General features: G+C 74.1%; 14 protein-coding genes. 9 read left to right on the forward strand and 5 right to left on the reverse strand.

Translation table 11 applies throughout. The annotated features are described in order from the left end of the window. Positions 1-32: 32 nt before the first annotated feature. Genes SH587_RS13200 through SH587_RS13210 form a run of 3 tightly spaced genes read left to right on the forward strand, consistent with a single transcriptional unit; the run spans position 33 to position 4,154 of the window. The gene (locus SH587_RS13200) at positions 33-1,541 is read left to right on the forward strand and encodes a PucR family transcriptional regulator (RefSeq protein WP_320671089.1); all 1,509 of its coding nucleotides are present in this window, start codon (positions 33-35) and stop codon (positions 1,539-1,541) included. A 55-nt stretch (positions 1,542-1,596) separates the two neighbouring features. Next, positions 1,597-3,375, forward strand: coding sequence for a DEAD/DEAH box helicase (locus SH587_RS13205; RefSeq protein ID WP_320671090.1), 1,779 nt, complete (start codon positions 1,597-1,599; stop codon positions 3,373-3,375). Positions 3,376-3,422: 47 nt separating this feature from the next. After that, a complete protein-coding gene (locus SH587_RS13210) occupies positions 3,423-4,154 on the forward strand; it encodes a lipoate--protein ligase family protein (RefSeq protein WP_320671091.1) in 732 nt (243 codons plus the stop codon). Here the strand turns inward: SH587_RS13210 and SH587_RS13215 are convergent. The 3 genes from SH587_RS13215 to SH587_RS13225 are packed head-to-tail and all read right to left on the reverse strand — an operon-like array spanning position 4,151 to position 8,117. Beyond that, complete coding sequence (locus SH587_RS13215; protein WP_320671092.1) at positions 4,151-5,578, reverse strand: fenitrothion hydrolase; 1,428 nt, start codon at positions 5,576-5,578, stop codon at positions 4,151-4,153. The genes SH587_RS13210 and SH587_RS13215 overlap by 4 nt on opposite strands. Before the next feature lie 23 nt (positions 5,579-5,601). Then, the gene (locus tag SH587_RS13220; RefSeq protein WP_320671093.1) at positions 5,602-6,018 is read right to left on the reverse strand and encodes a hypothetical protein; all 417 of its coding nucleotides are present in this window, start codon (positions 6,016-6,018) and stop codon (positions 5,602-5,604) included. Then, complete coding sequence (locus SH587_RS13225) at positions 6,015-8,117, reverse strand: right-handed parallel beta-helix repeat-containing protein (protein WP_320671094.1); 2,103 nt, start codon at positions 8,115-8,117, stop codon at positions 6,015-6,017. The genes SH587_RS13220 and SH587_RS13225 overlap by 4 nt, the downstream gene beginning before the upstream one ends. 289 nt (positions 8,118-8,406) lie before the next feature. On the opposite strand from SH587_RS13225, the gene SH587_RS13230 reads away from it, so the two are divergent. The 3 genes from SH587_RS13230 to SH587_RS13240 are packed head-to-tail and all read left to right on the forward strand — an operon-like array spanning position 8,407 to position 10,476. Further along, the gene (locus SH587_RS13230) at positions 8,407-9,645 is read left to right on the forward strand and encodes an alkane 1-monooxygenase (RefSeq protein ID WP_320671095.1); all 1,239 of its coding nucleotides are present in this window, start codon (positions 8,407-8,409) and stop codon (positions 9,643-9,645) included. Further along, the gene (locus SH587_RS13235) at positions 9,645-9,818 is read left to right on the forward strand and encodes a rubredoxin (RefSeq protein ID WP_320671096.1); all 174 of its coding nucleotides are present in this window, start codon (positions 9,645-9,647) and stop codon (positions 9,816-9,818) included. Before SH587_RS13230 ends, SH587_RS13235 begins: the two co-directional genes overlap by 1 nt. Positions 9,819-9,855: 37 nt before the next feature. Continuing rightward, the gene (locus SH587_RS13240; protein ID WP_320671097.1) at positions 9,856-10,476 is read left to right on the forward strand and encodes a TetR/AcrR family transcriptional regulator; all 621 of its coding nucleotides are present in this window, start codon (positions 9,856-9,858) and stop codon (positions 10,474-10,476) included. 49 nt (positions 10,477-10,525) lie between these two features. Here SH587_RS13240 and SH587_RS13245 read toward each other — a convergent pair whose 3' ends face one another. Continuing rightward, positions 10,526-12,547 carry an oxidoreductase gene (locus SH587_RS13245; RefSeq protein WP_320671098.1) on the reverse strand — a complete coding sequence of 674 codons (2,022 nt, stop codon included), beginning with the start codon at positions 12,545-12,547 and terminating at the stop codon, positions 10,526-10,528. A gap of 180 nt (positions 12,548-12,727) precedes the next feature. On the opposite strand from SH587_RS13245, the gene SH587_RS13250 reads away from it, so the two are divergent. Continuing rightward, on the forward strand, positions 12,728-14,116 hold the full coding sequence (locus SH587_RS13250; RefSeq protein ID WP_320671099.1) for an amino acid permease: 1,389 nt from the start codon (positions 12,728-12,730) through the stop codon (positions 14,114-14,116). 163 nt (positions 14,117-14,279) lie between these two features. Continuing rightward, positions 14,280-17,240 carry an AMP-binding protein gene (locus tag SH587_RS13255; protein WP_320671100.1) on the forward strand — a complete coding sequence of 987 codons (2,961 nt, stop codon included), beginning with the start codon at positions 14,280-14,282 and terminating at the stop codon, positions 17,238-17,240. Positions 17,241-17,297: 57 nt separating this feature from the next. Here SH587_RS13255 and SH587_RS13260 read toward each other — a convergent pair whose 3' ends face one another. After that, entirely contained in the window at positions 17,298-17,927 is a 630-nt protein-coding gene (locus SH587_RS13260) for a TetR/AcrR family transcriptional regulator (protein ID WP_320671101.1), read from the reverse strand. 40 nt (positions 17,928-17,967) lie between these two features. On the opposite strand from SH587_RS13260, the gene SH587_RS13265 reads away from it, so the two are divergent. After that, complete coding sequence (locus SH587_RS13265) at positions 17,968-19,116, forward strand: acyl-CoA dehydrogenase family protein (protein WP_320671102.1); 1,149 nt, start codon at positions 17,968-17,970, stop codon at positions 19,114-19,116. Positions 19,117-19,119: the final 3 nt, after the last annotated feature.

The raw sequence follows: 19,119 nt of genomic DNA on the forward strand, positions 1-19,119 counted from the left end.
GGACGCTCCAGGCGCCAGTCAGGACCTGCCCGATGCCCATCACCGTCCGCGAGCTGATCGCCATCCCATACCTCCGTACGCGGGTGATCGCCGGCGCGGGCGGACTCGACCGGGCGGTCGCCTGGGCCCACAGCGTCGAGATCCACGAGCCGTGGGAGTGGCTCGAGCCGGGCGACCTGGTGATGACCGTCGGGCTCGGGATCCCGGCCCCGCCCGAGGCGCAGGTCCGCTACGTCCGCGAGCTGGCGCGGATCGGGGCCAGCGGGGTCGCGATCGGCGAGCACATGCAGGCGCCGGAGCTGTCGCCGGCGATGCGCGATGCGGCCGAGGAGGCCGAGCTGCCGCTGCTGATGACCGCCTTCGAGGTGCCGTTCGTCCAGATGAGCCGGGCGGTCGCCAGCGCCAACGCCGACGCCGAGCACCTGCGGCTGGTGCGGGCGGCGCGGATCTACGACCGGGTCCGCGAGGCGGTCGTCCACAAGCCGGGACGGGCGCTGATCGACGCGCTCGCCGACGAGGTCGGCGCGGCGCTTTGGGTCTGCGCCCCCGAGGATCCGACCCTGGCCCCGCTGACCGGCGCGCCGCAGCTGCCGGCGCCGCTGGCCGCGGCCTTCCTGGGCCTGACCGAGGGCCGCCGCGACGAGCTGCCGGGCGTCCTCCGCGGGAGCCTGGAGGACGGCGCGACGATGCTGGTGATCCCGGTCCCGACCGCCCGCTCGGCCTCGCTGGTGGTCGTCTCGCGGCAGCGCGAGCCGCCCTCCTACGCGCTGCTCCAGCACGTGGCGACCGCCGTCGCGCTGGAGCTGGAGCGGTCGTGGGCGCGGCGCGAGGAGGCCCGGCGGCTGGGCAGCGAGGCGCTGGCGCAGCTGATCGAGCGGCGGCTCGACGGCGACGAGGCCCGCCGCCAGCTGGAGCGCCAGGGGCTGACGGTGCCGCTGCGGGTCGGGCTGCTGGAGCGCGACGGCGGGATGGGCGAGAGCGGCTGGCTGCACCACGCGCTGGCCGACCGCCGGATCCCGAACATGCTGCTGCGCCGCGAGGGCCGGGTCCACTGCCTGCTGCCGGCCGACGACGCCACCGTCGACCGCTTCGCGCCGGTGCTGCCGGCGGGGATGCGGATGGGGCTGAGCGATCCGGTCGCCGCCCTCCGCGAGATCCCGGCCGCGGTCACCCAGGCCCGCTGGGCGCTCGACGCGGCGGCCGACAGCGCCGGCGGGATCGCCCGCTACGGCGACCGTCGCTCCGAGTTCGGGCCGCGCTCGGTCGAGGAGGCGCAGCTGGCCGTCGACCGCGTGCTCGGGCCGCTGCTGGACTACCGCGAGGGCGACCTGGTGCGGACGCTCGAGGTCTTCCTGCGCCACAACCGCTCGTGGCTGCGCGCGTCGGAGGAGCTGTTCGTCCACAAGCAGACGCTGGTCCACCGGATCCGCCGGATCGAGCAGCTGACCGGCCGCCGGCTGAGCGAGACCGCCGACGTCAGCGAGCTGTGGCTGGCGGTCGAGGCCTGGCGGCGACTGCCCCCGCCCGCACGGACCGCCTAGGCAGGCGGCGCGCGCCGCGCGCGGCCGGCCGTCAGCATGGAGGGTGAGGAATCCCTTGAGCGACGACGCACCGAACCCCAATCCGACCGCCACGACCTTCGCCGACCTGGCGCTCGACCCGCGGCTGCTGACCGCGCTGACGGCGCTCGGCTACGAGGAGCCCACGCCGATCCAGCGCGAGGCGATCGGCCCGCTGATGGAGGGCCGCGACCTGCTCGGCCAGGCGGCCACCGGCACCGGCAAGACCGCGGCCTTCGCGCTGCCGCTGCTGCAGCGCTTCGCCAGCCACACCCGCACCGGCAAGCCGTTCGCGCTGGTGCTGACGCCGACCCGCGAGCTGGCGATGCAGGTCTCCGAGGCGATCCACAAGTACGGCAGCGAGCTGGGCACGCGGGTCCTGCCCGTCTACGGCGGCACCCCGATCGTGCGCCAGCTGCGGACGCTGGAGCGCGGGGTCGACGTCGTCGTCGCCACCCCGGGCCGGGCGGTCGACCTGCTGAACCGGCGGGCGCTCGACCTCTCCGACCTGCGGACGGTCGTCCTCGACGAGGCCGACGAGATGCTCGACATGGGCTTCGCCGAGGACCTCGACGCGCTGCTCGACGCGGTCCCGGAGCAGCGCCAGGCGGTGCTCTTCTCGGCCACGATGCCGCGGCGGATCGACCGGATGGCCCAGCGGCGGCTGCGCGACCCGATCCGGATCCAGCTCGAGGCCGGGGCCGACGGCGCGCCGGGCGCCGGCGAGGCGCCGCGGATCCGCCAGACCGCCTACGTGGTGCCGCGCGCCCACAAGCCGGCCGCGCTCGGCCGCGTGCTCGACGTCGAGCAGCCGAACGCGGCGATCGTCTTCTGCCGCACCCGGGCCGAGGTCGACGAGCTGACGGCGACGCTGAACGGCCGCGGCTACCGGGCCGAGGCGCTCCACGGCGGGATCGACCAGGAGGGCCGCAGCCGGGTGGTCGAGCGGCTGCGCGGCGGCACCACCGAGCTGGTCGTCGCCACCGACGTCGCCGCCCGCGGGCTCGACGTCGACATCCTCACCCACGTCGTCAACTACGACGTGCCCTCGGCGCCCGAGGCCTACGTCCACCGGATCGGCCGGGTCGGTCGCGCCGGCCGCGAGGGCGTGGCGATCACGCTCGCCCAGCCGCGCGAGCACCGGCTGGTGAAGGCGATCGAGCGGCTGACCGGCCAGAAGATCGCGATCGAGGTGGTGCCGACGGTCGCCGACCTGCGCGCGCGGCGGCTGGAGGCGACCCGCGAGCGGCTGCGCGAGAGCCTGCTGCGCGACGAGGACCGCTCCGGCGTCCGCGAGGTGGTCGAGGCGCTGGCCGAGGAGTTCGACCTGATCGACGTCGCGCTGGCCGCGATCAAGCTCGCCCACGACGGCGCGGGCGGGGTCGAGGCCGACGACGAGGAGATCCCCGACGCCGGCGGCGGCTGGCGGCGCGACGGCCGCGAGCGGCCCGGCCGCGGCGACCGCCGCGAGCGCGACGGCGGCGGGCGCTGGGAGGACCGGCGCGGCGGCGGCCGCGACGACCGCGGCCGCGACCGCCACGACGACCGTCGCGGGCCGCGGCCCGGTGGCGGTCCGGGGCTCCAGGGCCCGACCACGCGGCTCTTCGTCAGCGCGGGCCGGCGGGCTGGGATCCGGCCGAAGGACATCGTCGGCGCCTTCACCGGTGAGTCGTCGCTGACCGGCCGCGATATCGGCACGATCCAGATCCACGACCGCTTCTCGCTGGTCGAGGTGCCCGAGTCGCGGGCCGACGAGACGGTCCGGGCGCTCCAGGGGCTGACGATGAAGGGCCGCCGCACGCACGTGCGGCGCTAGGGCCGCACGCCCACGGGGCGCCGCGGCCGATGCGGGAGACTGGGCCGGTGCAGCTGCTGCGCGACGCCTTCCCCGACGATCCGCCGCGCGACATGGCGCTCTCCCACGCGCTGCTGCTGGAGGTGGCGCGCGGCGAGCGGCCGGACCTGCTGCGGATCTACCGGCCCGGCGCGACGGTGGCGTTCTCGAAGCTCGACGCCCGCGCCGCCGGCTTCCCGGCCGCCGCGGCCGCCGCCCGCGCGCACGGGTTCGCGCCGCTGGTGCGGCTCGGCGGCGGCCACGCGGCGGCCTACGGGCCCGGTGCGCTCGTCTACGAGGAGCTGGCCGCCCACGACGCGGTCTTCGAGGGCACCCAGGAGCGCTACGCCGCCGCCACGGCCCGGATCCAGCGAGCGCTGGCCCGGGTCGGGGTCGACGCGGCGGCCGGCGAGCTGGAGGGCGAGTACTGCGCCGGCAGCCACAGCCTCAACGTCGGCGGGCGGATCAAGATCGCCGGCCTCTCGCAGCGGGTCGTCCGCGGCGCGGCGCTGGTGACCACGATGCTGCTGCTCGACGACGACCCGCCGCTGCGGCCGGTCCTGACCGACGTCTACGCCGCGCTCGGGATCCCCTGGAGCCCGTCGACCGCCGGCGCGATCGGCGACCTCGGCCCGGCCCCGACCCACGCCGCGCTGACCGACGCGCTGGTCGCCGAGCACGGGGGAGGGCTGCCGCCAACCGCCCTCTCCCCGCAGACTCTGGCCGCGGCCGACGCCCTGGCCCCCCGCCACGTCGCCTAGGCGTTGGCCTGGGAGATCAGGTACAGGCCGAGGGTGGTGAAGCAGACCATCAGCGCCAGCATCCAGCGCTGCGAGCGGGCGGCCACCCGCGCGTCGCCGAAGCGGGCGATCGCGCGGTCGTGGGCCAGCACCAGCGCCACCACGTGGCCCGCGACCAGCGCCGCCACCTGGACGTACCAGATCGCCTCGGCGTCGAGCAGGCCGTAGTCGATCTGGCCGCCGGCGGTCCCGAACAGGTTCGACCCGTCGCCGAGCGGGTCGGAGAGCAGGTAGCCGAACTGGGCCTGGATCTGGAAGACGAAGAGGCTGAAGTAGTGCGCCACCACGTAGGCCAGCGCGATCGGCACGAAGCTGTGGGCGAAGGTCCGGGCCAGCGGCACCAGCGGCTCGCGGACCGTTCGGCGGACGCCCGCGATCCCCAGCCAGTAGATCGCGGCCACGACCACGATCGTCCCCAGCAGCATCGCCGTGTTGCTCGCCCGCAGCGCGCCGGCGGTGCCCCAGCCGGCGTCGAGCGCGCGCTCGAACAGCCACTTCCCGGGCTCCCGCAGCGCCCCCTCCTGGGCGCCGTCGAAGGCGGTCACCCCGATCGCGGTCAGCACCAGCGCCAGCGAGCCGGGCAGCGTCTCCCAACGGCCGGCCGCCGCCAGCGGCCGCCGCCGTCCGACGTAGCCGCGCCGGACCTCGAACGGCGCCAGCCGCGAGAAGAGGTGGAAGTAGACGGCGAAGGTCTCGCCGCGCTCGCTCCAGCGCTCGACCCCGAAGGCGGCCATCGCCACCAGCGTCCAGACGCTGTAGGCGATCGCCGCCACCGCCACCGTCCGCGGCTCCAGCATCGCGCCGCCGGGGGCGTCGTAGATCAGCTCCAGCCAGACGAACCCGAGCAGCCCGGCGACCGCCGGCCAGCGGCCCAGCCACGGCGGGTAGGGCAGGTGGGGGAGCGGCCGCCCGCCCCGCAGCCGCGTGGCTCCGGCGCCGACCGCGCGGCCGATCGCCCGCCACGGGTTGAAGGCCCGCGTGACGTCGCCGAGCAGCACGCTGACCAGCACCCCGCCGAGCCAGACCGTCACGAAGACGAAGGTCGGGGCGAAGTTCAGCGACAGCTCGCGGGTGCCGGCCAGGCCGGCCCAGATCGTCGCCGCCAGCAGCCCGACGCCGACCGGCCCGGTCACGACCGTCACCGGCGGCCGCGGCAGCAGCCGCGCCGCCCGCGACGGCAGCGGCCGCCAATCGTCCTCCTGCAGCAGCGGCCGCCGCCAGGCCAGCGCCAGGCCGGTGAACGAGACGATCAGGACGACCGCCGCGCCCCACCCGAACAGCCAGTCGGGGATCGGCTGGTCGCGGCGGGCGGTGGTCAGCCCGTGGGCCGTCGCCGTCGCCGGCACCGCCAGGGCGGCCAGCGCGACCGCGGCGGCCGGCGCCACCGCGGCCCACGGTCGCCGGCCGGCTACGGCTCCACCCCGGCGAAGCCCGCGGCCCGGCCGTAGACCTTGTAGAGCAGGAACCCGCCGGCGTAGTCGGGCTTGCACATCCGGTCGAACAGCTTGTACGCGTCCTCGTCGGCGAGCACCCGGCCGCGGCCGTTGTTGTGGCGGCCGACGATCGCGCCGCCGACGATCCCGTGCAGCGCCTGGAGGGCCTGGAGGCGGCCGTCGGTGTCGGCCGCCCGCCAGTCGTCGCAGGTGTAGGTGGCCATCCGGCGGGCGTCGAAGCCGGCCGGACCGGCCCCGCCGACCGGCGGCTCGCCGCTCGCCGGTCGCTCGCCGGTCCGGGCGCCCCCGTCCGAGCCGCCGCAGCCGGTCAGCCCGGCTGCGGCGATCGCGATCGTGCAGGCCAGCGCGGCCCCGCGCCGAACGGGGATCACCCCTCCAGCGCCGGATCGAGCCGGCGGCAGATCGGCGCGTCCGGTCGGCCCGCGCAGAAGTCCCGGATCTGCCCCTCGAACGGCGACGCCTGCGCCCGCGCCTGGGCCCGCCGCTCGGCGGCGCGCGCCGACGGCTTCGGCGGCGTCGAGAACCACGGGCACTGGGCCGGGTCGTAGTTGCGGCTCTCGAACGAGACGATGCAGCTCAGCAGCTCGCCCTCGTTGGCCAGGTCGGCCAGGCCGACGCTGGCGTTCGGGTCGCGGCCGTCGTTGCAGGACGGCAGCTGGGCGGGGCTGGTGATCAGCGGCCCGGGACCGCCGTTGCGGTACCAGCAGTTGGCCTGGCTGAGCGGGAAGGAGTCCCACCAGAAGTCCTGGCCGTTGGGCGCGGTCTTCCCGTCGGGCGCCTGGCCCATCGTGTTGTCGTAGAAGCGGTTGCGGTGCGACGTCGACAGCTTCAGCGGGTCGCAGGAGTCCTGGACGTTGCCGCTGCCCGGCGCGCAGACCAGCACGTCGGGGACGGAGAACAGCATCGCGCCCCGCCGCCAGTTGTCCCAGAAGCGGTTCTTGCGGACGATGTGGGCGTTGCCGCCGGCGATCCACATGCCGGTCCCGACCGGGTAGGGCAGCTTGCCCTTGACGTCGGAGCCCTTCGCGAAGACGTTGAAGTTGTTCGAGTAGAACTCGTTGTCCTCGATCAGCAGCGAGTCACCGGGGAAGCCGGGGTGGCCGGCCGAGGTCGCGACGTCGGTGGTCAGGCCGAGCGAGTTGTCGTAGAAGCGGTTGTGGTGGATCCAGACGGCGTTGCCGTTGGTCGCCGACCAGCCCGCGGCGTTGTGGTACGAGTCGCAGTAGCGGACCTCCTGGTTGTAGCGCTGCGTCTCGTTCGGGGCCCGCTGCTCGCCGGTCTCGGCCGGCGCGCCGGGGTAGAGGCCGGAGTCGCCGTGGCCCTTGGCCTCGCACTGCTGCTGGACGCCGTGGTCGCTGACGAAGGTCAGGGTCCCGTACTCGCCGTTGTAGAAGGCCTTGAAGCGGTCGAGCATGTAGCCGTCGGTCTCGATCACGTAGATCCCGTGCTCGAGCGCGTGGCGGGCGCTGATGTTCGCCAGCACGAAGCCGTCGGCGCGCTGGGCGCCGATCGCCACGTCCTTGGCGTGGCCGATCGCCGAGGGGCCGCCGTTGCCGGCCTTCGCGTCGCCGGCCTCGACGACCGTGTCGTCGGCGGTCAGGCCCGAGCCCTCCAGCTGCAGGTTGCAGCGCACGCAGGGCCCGATGTCCGGGATCCCGCGGCGGTCGAGCCGCGGCGGGTCGGGGGCGGGCTGGGGGCCGGGCTTGCGGCCGATCACGGCCACCAGGTTGGCGTCGTTGGGGCAGTTCCAGTGGTAGGCGTAGGTCGCCGCGCCGGCCCGCCGCGGGTAGTCGCTGAAGGTCTGGTACTTGCGGCAGGCCGGGTCGTACTTCGGCTTCTTGCGCGCGGTCGGCTCGGTGTAGACGCCCGGCATCACGACCACGCGGTCGTTGTTGCCCGAGGCGGTCACCGCCGGCTGGATCTCCTGGTAGGCGCAGGCGGACAGCAGCCGCTCGTTGAACGCCAGCAGCCGGTCGGCCTCGTCGGCGCTCAGCGGCCGCGCCTTCTCCGACGGCCGGTACTTGTAGCCGGCGCCGCGGGCGGCGTCGATCGAGCGGCGCAGGCGGGCGATCGACGGATGCGCGGCGACGGCCGCGGCGTGGCGGCTGCGGGCCTGGCGGAGGACGCGCTTGCGCTGGCTCTCGCGCTTGCGGAACTGCTTGCGGAGCGTCCGCAGCTTCGCTTTCGACGCCTTCTTGCGCTGGGCGGCGCGGCGCTGCTTCTTGTAGGTCGCGCGGACCTTGGCCAGCTTCTTGGTCGCGGCGTCGACGGCGGCGGTGCTCGGCACCGGGCCCTGGCAGACCACGCGGGTGGTGCCGACCGGGGCCGCGTCGAGCGCCGTGTAGAGGCTGCGGACCGTCGGGACCTTGCCGCCGGCCGGTGGGTTGACCGAGGTGTCCGGGGCCGGGTCGGGCCAGTAGGACGGGCGCTCGACGTGGGCGCCCGCGGTGGCGGGCGCGAGCAGCGTCATCGAGAGCGCGAACGCCGCCAATAGGCGGCCCCGTCGCGGTGGCTGGGCTGGACGACCGGACGCCCCCCGTGGGCGGCCCGCCGCCCCGGCACGGTTACAAGCCTGAAACATCACGGCGCGAGCCTACTCCCGGGACACCGCGACAGGCAAGGCCCGCGTGTCCCGGTCGGGGAACCGGATTGACGGCCTGTCACGAAATCTCCCACGCGCTTTACATCTGCGCTACGGTATGTCCAATCGCTCGACACCGAGCGGCTCGCTGTCAAACCCCCGTGCGAGGTTCCCGACCATGAGCTCCGTGACCGCCGACGAAGCGCATCACCATCACCACCACCACGAGGAGGGCGAGGTCAACGCCCCCGAGTGGACCGACGGCAAGCGCTACGCGTGGCTGCTCGGCCTGATCGTGCCGGTGGCGCCATTCATCGCCTACGGGCTCGTCGAGGCGACCGGCGCCGGCGTCTTCTGGTGGGCCGGGCCGGTCATCGTCTTCGTGCTGATGCCGCTGCTCGACGTGATCATCGGCACCGACGCCGAGAACCCGCCCGATCGCGTGCTGGCCTGGCTGGAGCAGGACAAGTACTACCGCTGGTGCACCTACGCGTTCCTGCCGCTGCAGTACGCGGGCCTGGTCTTCGCCGCCTGGCAGTGGGGCAGCGGCGATCTCTCGGTGATCGAGAGCATCGGCCTGGCGACGACCGTCGGCTGCGTCAGCGGGATCGCGATCAACACCGCCCACGAGCTCGGCCACAAGCGGGCCGACAGCGAGCGCTGGCTGTCGAAGGTCGCCCTCGCCCAGAGCTTCTACGGGCACTTCTTCATCGAGCACAACCGCGGTCACCACGTGCGCGTGGCGACGCCCGAGGATCCCGCCAGCTCGCGGCTGGGGGAGAGCTTCTACGCCTTCTGGCCGCGGACGGTCTCGGGCAGCCTGCGGTCGGCCTGGGAGCTGGAGCGGGAGCGCTTCCAGCGGCTGGAGAAGTCGCCCTGGACGATCAAGAACGACCTCCTCAACGCGTGGCTGATGAGCGTCGTCCTCTACGCGCTGCTGCTGGCCGTCTTCGGACTCGAGATCGCGCCCTACCTGGCGATCCAGGTCGTGATGGGCTTCTCGCTGCTGGAGATCGTCAACTACCTGGAGCACTACGGGCTGCGGCGCCAGAAGCGCGACGACGGCAGCGGCCGCTACGAGCGGACCCGGCCCGACCACAGCTGGAACAGCAACAACGTCGCCTCGAACGTCTTCCTCTACCACCTGCAGCGGCACAGCGATCACCACGCGCACCCGCTGCGCCGGTACCAGGCCCTGCGTCACTTCGACGAGGCGCCCGAGCTGCCGACGGGGTACGCGGGCATGATCGTCCTGGCGCTCTTCCCGCCGCTCTGGCGGAGGGTGATGGATCACCGCGTGCTGGCCCACTACGGTGGGGACGTGACCCTGGCGAACCTGCACCCCCGCAAGCGCGAGAAGCTGCTGCGCAAGTACGGCAACGGCGGCGGCGACACGACGCCGAAGGCGGCCGTCTGATGGCGGCCTTCCGCTGCCCCGAGTGCGGCTACGTGTACGACGAGGCCGCGGGCAACCCGCGCGAGGGGTTCCCGGCCGGGACGCCGTGGTCGGCGGTCCCGGACGGGTGGAACTGCCCCGACTGCGGGGTCGAGAGCAAGCTCGACTTCGAGCCGGTCGGCGAGGACGCGTGACGCGCGGCCGCCGGCCGGGCGCCGACGCCGCCGGGCGATGAGCCGCGGTCCGACCCCGTCGTTCGCCGACGCGACCCGCTCGCTGCTGCGGCGGACGCTGCTCGAAGCGGCGCGCGAGCTGGCGGCCGAGCGACCCTGGCGGGCGGTCACGATGGCGGCGATCGCCGAGCGGGCCGGCGTCAGCCGCCAGACGCTCTACAACGAGTTCGGTGCGCGCGGGCCGCTGACCGAGGCGCTGGTGATGTACGAGGTCGACCGCTTCATCGCCGCGGTCGAGGCGGCCGTGGCGGCGCGCGCGACCGACCCGGCCGAGGCCCTGACGGCGGCGCTCGACGTCTTCCTGACCGCGGTCGCCGAGGACCCGCTGGTGCGGGCGGTGGTGACCGAGGACGGCCGCGACGAGCTGCTGCCGCTGGTGACCTCGCAGGCGGCCCCGCTGCTCGGCTACGCGCGCGAGCGGCTGGCGGCGATCCTCAGCGGCCACTGGTCGCACGTCGCCGAGGACGAGGTCCGCTTCATGGCCGACACCCTCGTCCGCCTGGCCCTCAGCTACGTCGTGCTGCCGGTCGACGACCCGCGGCCGACGATCGACGGGATCACCCGGATGCTGCGGCCGTACGCGCAGCAGGTGCTGGGCGGGGTGCCGGCGGAAGGTTGAACGGGCGCGGGCCATGTTCAAGGTTAGGGGCGAACCTTGAACAAGGCCCCTACAACCGCGCCCCCAGCTCCGTCCCCTGCTTGATCGCCCGCTTGGCGTCGAGCTCGGCGGCGACGTCGGCGCCGCCGATCAGGTGGACGCTCACGCCGGCGTCGACCAGCGGCTGGTGGAGGTCGCGGCGGGATTCCTGGCCGGTGCAGAGGACGACGTGGTCGACGGCGAGCAGCAGCGGGCGCCGCTCGTCGCCGTCGCCGGTCGCGACGGTCAGGTGCAGGCCGTCGTCGTCGATCCGCTCGTAGCTGACGCCGGCGTGCAGCTCGACCTGCTTGTGGGCGAGCGCGGCGCGGTGGACCCAGCCCGAGGTCTTGCCCAGGCCGGCACCGAGGCGCGAGGTCTTGCGCTGGAGCAGGTGGACCTGGCGCGGGGCCGGCGCCTGGACCGGGGTGATCACGCCGCCGCGCGCCTGCTCGGGATCGGTCACGCCCCACTCGGCCTGCCAGGCGGCCAGGTCGAGGGCCGGCGAGTGCTCGTGGACCAGGAACTCGCTGACGTCGTAGCCGATCCCGCCGGCTCCGACCACCGCCACCCGCGCGCCGACCGGGGCGCCCTCCAGCACCTCGGCGTAGGACAGCACCCGCTCGTGGTCGACGCCCGCGATCGCCGGGGTCCGCGGCCGCACCCCCGTCGCCAGCACCACCTCGTCGTAGCCGCGCAGCCCCTCGACGTCGGCCGTCGTGCCCAGCCGCAGCGTCACCCCGGTGCGGGCGATCCGGCGGTCGAAGTAGCGGAGGGTCTCGTGGAACTCCTCCTTGCCCGGCACCCGCTTGGCGAGGTTGAACTGGCCGCCGATCTCGTCCGCCGCCTCCAGCAGGTCGACCGCATGACCGCGCTCGGCCAGGGTCGTCGCGCAGGCCAGCCCGGCCGGCCCCGCCCCGACGACGGCGATCCGCCGCGACCGCGCCGCCGGCTCGATCCGCAGCTTGGTCTCGTGCGCTGCCCGCGGGTTCACCAGGCAGGTCGCCGTCTTCTTGCGGAAGGTGTGGTCGAGACACGCCTGGTTGCAGGCGATGCAGGTGTTGATCTCGTCCGCGCGGCCCTCCGCGGCCTTCGCGACCCACGCCGGATCGGCCAGGAACGGCCGCGCCATCGAGACCATGTCCGCCTGGCCGCTGGCGAGGATCTGCTCCGCCTGGTCGGGCATGTTGATCCGGTTCGAGGCCACCACCGGGATCGAGACCTCCGGCCGCAGCTTGGCCGTCGCCCAGGTGAACGCCCCGCGCGGCACCGAGGTCACGATCGTCGGCACCCGCGCCTCGTGCCAGCCGATCCCGGTGTTGAGGATCGTCGCTCCCGCGCCCTCGACCTCGTGGGCCAGGGCGACGACCTCGTCCCAGCTCTGGCCGTCCGGCACCAGGTCGAGCAGCGAGATCCGGTAGACGACGATGAAGTCCTCGCCGACCGCCTCGCGGACCCGCCGCACCACCTCGACCGGGAACCGCCGCCGGCGCTCGGCGGTGCCGCCCCACTCGTCCCGCCGCTGGTTGGTGCGCGGGGCCAGGAACTGGTTCAGCAGGTAGCCCTCGGAGCCCATGATCTCGACCCCGTCGTAGCCGGCCTCGCGGGCGAGCGCGGCGCTGGCGGCGAAGTCGGCGATCGTCTGGACCACCGCCTCGGCGCTCATCGCCTTGGCCGCGAAGGGCGTGATCGGCGACTTCGTGGCCGAGGCCGACTGCGAGAGCGGGTGGTAGGCGTAGCGGCCCGCGTGCAGCAGCTGGAGCGCGATCCGGCCGCCCTCGGCGTGGACCGCGTCGGTGATCCGGCGGTGGTGGCGCAGCGCCCGCCGCGACGACAGCTCCGACGCCAGCGGCAGCAGCCAGCCGGTGCGGTTGGGAGAGTAGCCGCCGGTCACGATCAGGCCGACCCCGCCCTTGGCCCGCTCGGCGAAGTAGGCGGCCAGCCGTCCCGCGTCCCACGCCCGGTCCTCGAGCCCGGTGTGCATCGACCCCATCAGGACCCGGTTGGGGAGCGTCGTGAAGCCGAGGTCGAGCGGCGCGAGCAGGCGGTCGTACATTCCTACCCACGGTAGCAGCAGGCGGTCGGGCCACCGAGCCGAGCGCGCGCCGGATGGGACCGGGAGCGTCATCTATGGCGCGGGCTCGGGGTGGGAGGGCGGCGATCCTGGCGCGCCGGCGTTGCCCCGCGCGGAGATACTGCGGCAGGCGTCCCGTCCCGAGCCCAGGAGGCCCCCGCCGTGTCCGCAGCCGCCACCGTCGCCGACCCCGCTCCCGCCGAGGACGAGGGCTACGAGCGGGGGCTGAAGAACCGCCAGATCCAGATGATCGCGATCGGCGGCGCGATCGGGACCGGGCTCTTCTTCGGCGCCGGGACCGCGATCACGAAGGCCGGGCCGAGCCTGATCGCCGCCTACCTGGTGGCGGGCGTGGCGATCTTCTTCGTGATGCGGGCGCTCGGCGAGCTGCTGATGTACCGCCCGGTCGCCGGCAGCTTCGCCGACTACGCCCGCGAGTTCCTGGGGCCGTTCGCCGGCTTCGCCACCGGCTGGACCTACTGGATCACCTGGGTGGTGACCGGGATGGCCGAGCTGACCGCCGCCGGCAAGTACGTCGCCTACTGGATCGACATCCCGCAGTGGGTCACGGCGCTGGTCGTGCTGCTGGTGCTGTTCGGCGCCAACCTGATCTCGGTCAAGGTCTTCGGCGAGGCCGAGTTCTGGTTCTCGATGATCAAGGTGACGGCGATCATCGGCATGATCCTGCTCGGCCTCGGGGTGCTGATCTTCGGCTTCAGCGACGCCGGCGACACGGCCAGCGTCGCCCACCTGTGGGACGACGGCGGCTTCGCCCCGCACGGGATCTGGCAGACGCTGCTGGTGCTCCAGGTGGTGATGTTCGCCTACGTCGGGGTCGAGCTGATCGGCGTCACGGCCAGCGAGGCCGAGGACCCGAAGACGATGCTGCCACGGGCGATCAACACCGTGCCGTGGCGGATCGGGCTCTTCTACATCGGCTCGCTGGTGGTGATCCTGGCGATGGTCGAGTGGCGCCGGTTCGAGCCGAACACCAGCCCCTTCGTGCTCGCCTTCGACCAGGTCGGGATCGGCGCGGCGGCGGGGATCGTCAACTTCATCCTGCTGACGGCGGCGCTCTCCTCCTGCAACTCCGGCCTCTACTCGACCGGCCGCATGATCCGCTCGCTCTCGCTGTCGCAGCAGGCCCCGCGCGCGCTCTCGCGGCTCAGCCGCCGCCACGTGCCGGCCGGCGGGATCGCGCTCTCGGTGGCGGTGATGGCGATCGGCGTGATCGTCAACGCGCTGGTCCCGGCGAAGGCGTTCACGTACATCACCTCGGTCGCCACGGTCGGGATCCTCTGGGTCTGGGGGATCATCCTCGTCTCGCACTGGCGCTACCGGCGGGCGGTCGATGTCGGCCGGCTGCCGCGGTCGAGCTTCCGGATGCCGGGCGCGCCCTGGACCGGCCTCGTCTCGCTGGCCTTCCTGGTCTTCGTGCTGGTGCTGCTCGGCTTCGACGCCGACAACCGGGTCGCGCTCTACGTCGCCCCGGCGTGGGCGCTGGCGCTGCTGGTCGGGTACCGCTGGACGACCGCCCGCGTCGCGACGTAGCCCGTGACGGCCCCGCCCGCCGGCGGGGCTGCGGCGTACGCGGGGATGTCGTGCGCGCGCCCGGGCGTGTAGGTTCGCGGGGCGAAGGAGCCGCGATGGACGTACGTTGGGTCAGGACCGCCCCGGTGGCGGCAGGAGCAGGCAACGGCCCGGAGGGGTGCTGATGAAGCTGGTGCCGGACGCGATCGCGCGACCGAGCGCGCGGGTGGGGGCGATCGCCCAGAACGCGCTCGAGGTGGTGCGCTTCGGCGGGCTGGAGACCGGCGAGGAGCCGGCCCCGTTCGACGTCGTCGCCGAGCAGCGGGTCTACCGCCTGCGCCACTACTTCCCCGACGACATCACCGAGGGCCGGCCGGCGATCCTGCTGGTGCCGCCGCTGATGCTGACGGCCGAGGTCTACGACGTCTCGCCGAACTCGAGCGCCGTCCGCGACCTGCACGCGCTCGGGCTCGACCCGTGGGTGGTCGACTTCGGTGCCCCCGAGCGCGAGGAGGGCGGCCTGGAGCGGACGCTGACCGACCACGTGCTGGCGGTCAGCGAGGCGATCGACCGCGTCCGCGAGGCGACCGGCGGCGACATCCACCTCGGCGGCTACAGCCAGGGCGGGATGTTCTGCTACCAGGCGGCCTCGTACCGCCGCAGCGCCGGGCTCGAGAGCATCATCGTCTTCGGCAGCCCGGTCGACGTCGGCAACGCGGTTCCGCTGGGGATCCCCGCCGGGGTCGCCGGCCGGGCGGCGATGTTCCTCGCCGACCACGTCTTCGAGGGCCGCGGCCTGCCCGCCTGGGCCAGCCGCACCGGCTTCCGGCTGCTCGACCCGGTCAAGTCGGTCCGCTCGCAGGTCGAGTTCCTCTTCCAGCTCCACGACCGCGAGGCGCTGCTCCCGCGCGAGGGCCAGCGGCGGTTCCTCCAGGGCGAGGGCTGGGTCGCGTGGTCGGGGCCGGCGCTGCAGGAGCTGCTGCGCCAGTTCGTCGCCCACAACCGGATGGTCTCGGGCGGGATCGTGATCGACGGGGCGCTGGTGACCCTGGCCGACATCACCTGCCCGGTGCTGGCCTTCGTCGGCGAGGTCGACGAGATCGCCCCGCCCGACGCGGTCCGGGCGATCCGCCGCGCGGCGCCGCGGGCGGAGACCTACGAGATGCCGCTGCCGGCCGGCCACTTCGGCCTGGTCGTCGGCAGCCGCGCCGGCCGCGACACCTGGCCGACCGTCGCCCGCTGGGCCGAGTGGCGCGCCGGCCGCGGCGAGCTGCCGGAGACGATCAGCCGGATCGTCGACGACGAGCCGCGCCAGCTCGAGGTCGGGGCGGGGACGACGATCGGCACCAGCGTCGAGCTGGCCGGCACGGTCGGGGTCGGGATCGTCCGCTCGCTGACCCGCGGCGCCCGCCGCTCGGTCCGCAACGTCCGCGAGCTGGCCGCCGAGGCCGCCGGCCAGCTGCCGCGGCTGTTCCGGCTGGAGCAGATCGGGCCGAAGACGCGGATCTCGCTCGGGCTGCTGCTCGACGAGCAGGCGGAGCGGGCGCCGGACGACGTCCTCTTCCTGTTCGAGGACCGGGCCCACGCCCACGGCGCGGTCAAGACCCGGATCGACAACATCGTCAAGGGCCTGATCAGCGTCGGCGTCCGCCAGGGCCAGCACGTCGGCGTGCTGATGGAGCCGCGGCCGAGCTCGCTCTCGGTGGTCGCGGCGCTCAGCCGGCTGGGCGCGGTCGTGGTCCTGATGCGACCCGACGGCGCGCTCGAGCGCGAGGCCGAGCTGGGCCAGGTCGAGCGGGTCGTCGCCGACCCGGAGCAGGCCGAGGCGGCCGCGGCCGCGCTCGGCGTCGAGGTGCTGGTGCTGGGCGGCGGCGGCGAGCCGCGCGACCTGGGGCCGCACGTGCTCGACATGGAGCGGATCGACCCTGACCAGGTCGACGTGCCGGCCTGGTACGCGGCCAACCCGGGCCGCGCGGTCGACCTGGCGTTCATCGTCTTCACCGGCGAGGGCGACCGCACGCGAGCCAAGCGGATCACCAACCACCGCTGGGCGCTGTCGGCCTTCGGCACCGCGTCGTCGGCGGCGCTGTCGCCCTCCGACACGGTCTACGCGGTGACCCCGCTGCACCATCCGTCGGGCCTGCTGACGAGCATCGGCGGCGCGGTCGCCTCGGGGGCCCGGATCGCGCTCGCGCGGCACTTCGACGCCGACACCTTCTGGGAGGAGGTCCGCCGCTACGGCGTGACGGTCGTCTCCTACACGTGGGCGCTGCTGGCCGAGCTGGCCGAGGCCCCGCCGCACGTGGCCGAGCAGCACCACCCGGTGCGGCTGTTCGTCGGCTCCGGCATGCCGCGGGGGCTGTGGAAGCGGGTCCAGGAGCGGTTCAAGCCGGCGCGGGTGCTGGAGTTCTACGCCTCGACCGAGGGCGACGCGGTGCTGGTCAACGTGACCGGCACCAAGGCCGGGTCGAAGGGCCGCCAGCTGCCCGGCAGCGCCGAGGTCCGGCTGGCCGCCTGGGATCCGACCGTCGCCGAGCTGATCGAGGGACCGGACGGGTTCGTCCTGCCCTGCACGCCGGGCGAGGTCGGGATGCTGCTCACCCGGGTCCGGACCGGCGTCGAGGTGGCGCCCGGCCACCCGCTGCGCGGGGTCTTCGCCCGCGGCGACGCCTGGCACGTGACCGGCGACCTGTTCCGGGTCGACGAGGACGGCGACTACTGGCTGGTCGACCACGGCAAGGCGGCGATCCAGACCGACCACGGCCCGGTCTACGCCTTCCCGATCCAGGACGCGCTCGGCGACCTGCCGGCGATCGACCTCTCGGTGGCCTACGCGCTGGAGGCGGGGGAGGGCCGGACGCTGGCGGTCGCGGCGGCGACGCTGCGCGGCGACCAGCAGCTGGACGGCGCCGACCTGACCGCCGCGCTGGCGACGCTCGAGCCCGAGCACCGGCCGGACGTCGTCCACGTGGTCGACGACATCCCGCTGACCACCTGGTTCCGCCCGATCACCGGCCCGCTGCGCGACGCCGGCCTGCCGCCGGTCGGCCGGGCCTGGGCCTACGACGCCGGCGAGCAGCGCTACGTGCCGCTGACCGAGGAGCGCCGCGCGGCCCTGGCCGGCGCGGCCCCGGCGAAGGCCTGAGGCGGGCGGGTCGCCGCCCGCCCGCTGTCACGTTCCGGTCGCCCGGCGACCGGAACGTCACCGCCGGCGGGGGTCGGCGGCGCCGATCCCGCGCACGATCGCGTCGCAGAAGCCGTCGGCGACCTGGTCGGCGGTCAGGCGGCCGGCGGGGTCGAACCAGGTGGCGGCGTGGTTGACCATGCCCTGCAGCGCCAGCGCGGCGAGCGGCGGGTCGTCGAGCGCGAAGTCGCCGCCCTCCGCGCCGTCGCGGAGGACGCCGGTCAGCAGCGCCGAGAAGGCGTCGCGGTCGCGGCGGACGTCGTCCCAGCCGGGGTCGGCCTCGATCGTGTGCCGCTCCTGCTGGAAGACGCGGACGTGGGCCTGGTACTGCTCGACGTGCCGCATCCAGACCCGGACCAGCGCCCGCAGCCGCTGCTCGGCGGTCGCGTCGGGCTGCGCGACGACCGCCGAGGCGTCCTCCAGCAGCGGGGTCATCAGGTCCTCGAGGATCCGCGTCAGCGCGCCCTGCTTCGAGCCGATGTAGTGGTAGAGCCCACCGCGGGCGAGCCCGGTGGCGGCGATCAGGTCGTCGATCGAGGTGCCGTGGTAGCCGCGCTGGGCGAAGGCCTGGGCGCAAGCGTCGATCACCTGCTGCTGACGCTCGTCGTAGCGCTCGCGGAGCTTGGGTCGGGCCGGGGGTCGTGCCACGACTTGCAATTTAGACCGTTCGTTCGGTACAAGTCCAGTCATGGAGTTCGATCTGCCCGAGGACACCCGCGAGCTGCAGCGCATCGTCCGCGACTTCGCGGTCTCCGAGGTGGCCCCGGTCGCGGAGGAGCTGGACCGCACCAAGTCGTTCCCCTACGAGCTGGTGGCCAAGATGGGCCAGCTGGGCTGGATGGGCATCCCGTTCCCGGAGGAGCTGGGCGGCGCCGGCGGCACCACCCTCCAGTACGCGGTCGCGGTCGAGGAGCTGACCCGGATCGACTCCTCGGTGGCGATCACGATGTGCGCCCACACCTCGCTCGGCACCCAGCCGATCTACCTCTTCGGCAACGACGAGCAGCGCGAGCGCTACATGCCCGACCTCTGCGCGGGCCGCAAGCTCGGGGCCTTCGGGCTGACCGAGCCGGAGGCGGGCAGCGACGCCGGCAACGTCAAGACCAAGGCCACGCTCGACGGCGACCAGTGGACGATCGACGGCGCCAAGCAGTTCATCACCAACGCCGGCACCGACGTCTCCGGTCATGTCGCGATCACCGCGGTCACGGGGGAGACCCCCTCCGGCCGGCCGGAGATCTCGAACCTGATCGTCGAGAACGGCACCCCCGGCTACGAGCCCGGTGAGCCGTACCGCAAGATGGGCTGGAACGCCTCGGACACCCGCCCGCTGAGCTTCGCCGACTGCCGGGTCCCGGCCGAGAACCTGCTCGGGCCGCGCGGCCAGGGCTTCCGCCAGTTCCTCCAGATCCTCGACGGCGGCCGGATCGGCGTCGCGGCGATGGGCCTCGGCCTGGCCCAGGGCGCGCTCGACGAGGCCGTCGCCTACAGCAAGCAGCGCAACGCCTTCGGCCAGCCGATCGCCCGCTTCCAGGCGATCCAGACCAAGATCGCCGACCTCGCGACCGAGATCGAGGCCGCGCGGCTCTTGACCTACAAGGCCGCCTGGCTGAAGGACCAGGGCCGCGACTTCTCGCTGACCGCCGCCCAGGCGAAGCTGAAGACCGGCCGGCTGGCCGTCCGCGCCTCGGAGGAGGCGGTCCAGATCCACGGCGGCTACGGCTTCATGGAGGAATACCCCGTCTGTCGCTTCTACCGCGACGCCAAGATCCTGACCATCGGCGAGGGCACCGACGAGGTCCAGCAGATGGTCATCTCCCGCGCGCTGCTGGCCTGATCG

It is taken from the genome of Patulibacter defluvii, assembly GCF_034096925.1.
GTDB classification, from domain to species: Bacteria; Actinomycetota; Thermoleophilia; order Solirubrobacterales; family Solirubrobacteraceae; genus Patulibacter; species Patulibacter defluvii.

What these genes read in the sequence shown, in the direction of transcription:
- SH587_RS13200 (WP_320671089.1), top strand. Translation starts at nt 33, where the DNA reads ATGCCCATCACCGTCCGCGAGCTGATCGCCATCCCATACCTCCGTACG.
- SH587_RS13225 (WP_320671094.1), bottom strand. Translation starts at nt 8,117, where the DNA reads ATGACGCTGCTCGCGCCCGCCACCGCGGGCGCCCACGTCGAGCGCCCG.
- SH587_RS13230 (WP_320671095.1), top strand. Translation starts at nt 8,407, where the DNA reads ATGAGCTCCGTGACCGCCGACGAAGCGCATCACCATCACCACCACCAC.
- SH587_RS13235 (WP_320671096.1), top strand. Translation starts at nt 9,645, where the DNA reads ATGGCGGCCTTCCGCTGCCCCGAGTGCGGCTACGTGTACGACGAGGCC.
- SH587_RS13240 (WP_320671097.1), top strand. Translation starts at nt 9,856, where the DNA reads ATGAGCCGCGGTCCGACCCCGTCGTTCGCCGACGCGACCCGCTCGCTG.
- SH587_RS13245 (WP_320671098.1), bottom strand. Translation starts at nt 12,547, where the DNA reads ATGTACGACCGCCTGCTCGCGCCGCTCGACCTCGGCTTCACGACGCTC.
- SH587_RS13255 (WP_320671100.1), top strand. Translation starts at nt 14,280, where the DNA reads ATGAAGCTGGTGCCGGACGCGATCGCGCGACCGAGCGCGCGGGTGGGG.
- SH587_RS13265 (WP_320671102.1), top strand. Translation starts at nt 17,968, where the DNA reads ATGGAGTTCGATCTGCCCGAGGACACCCGCGAGCTGCAGCGCATCGTC.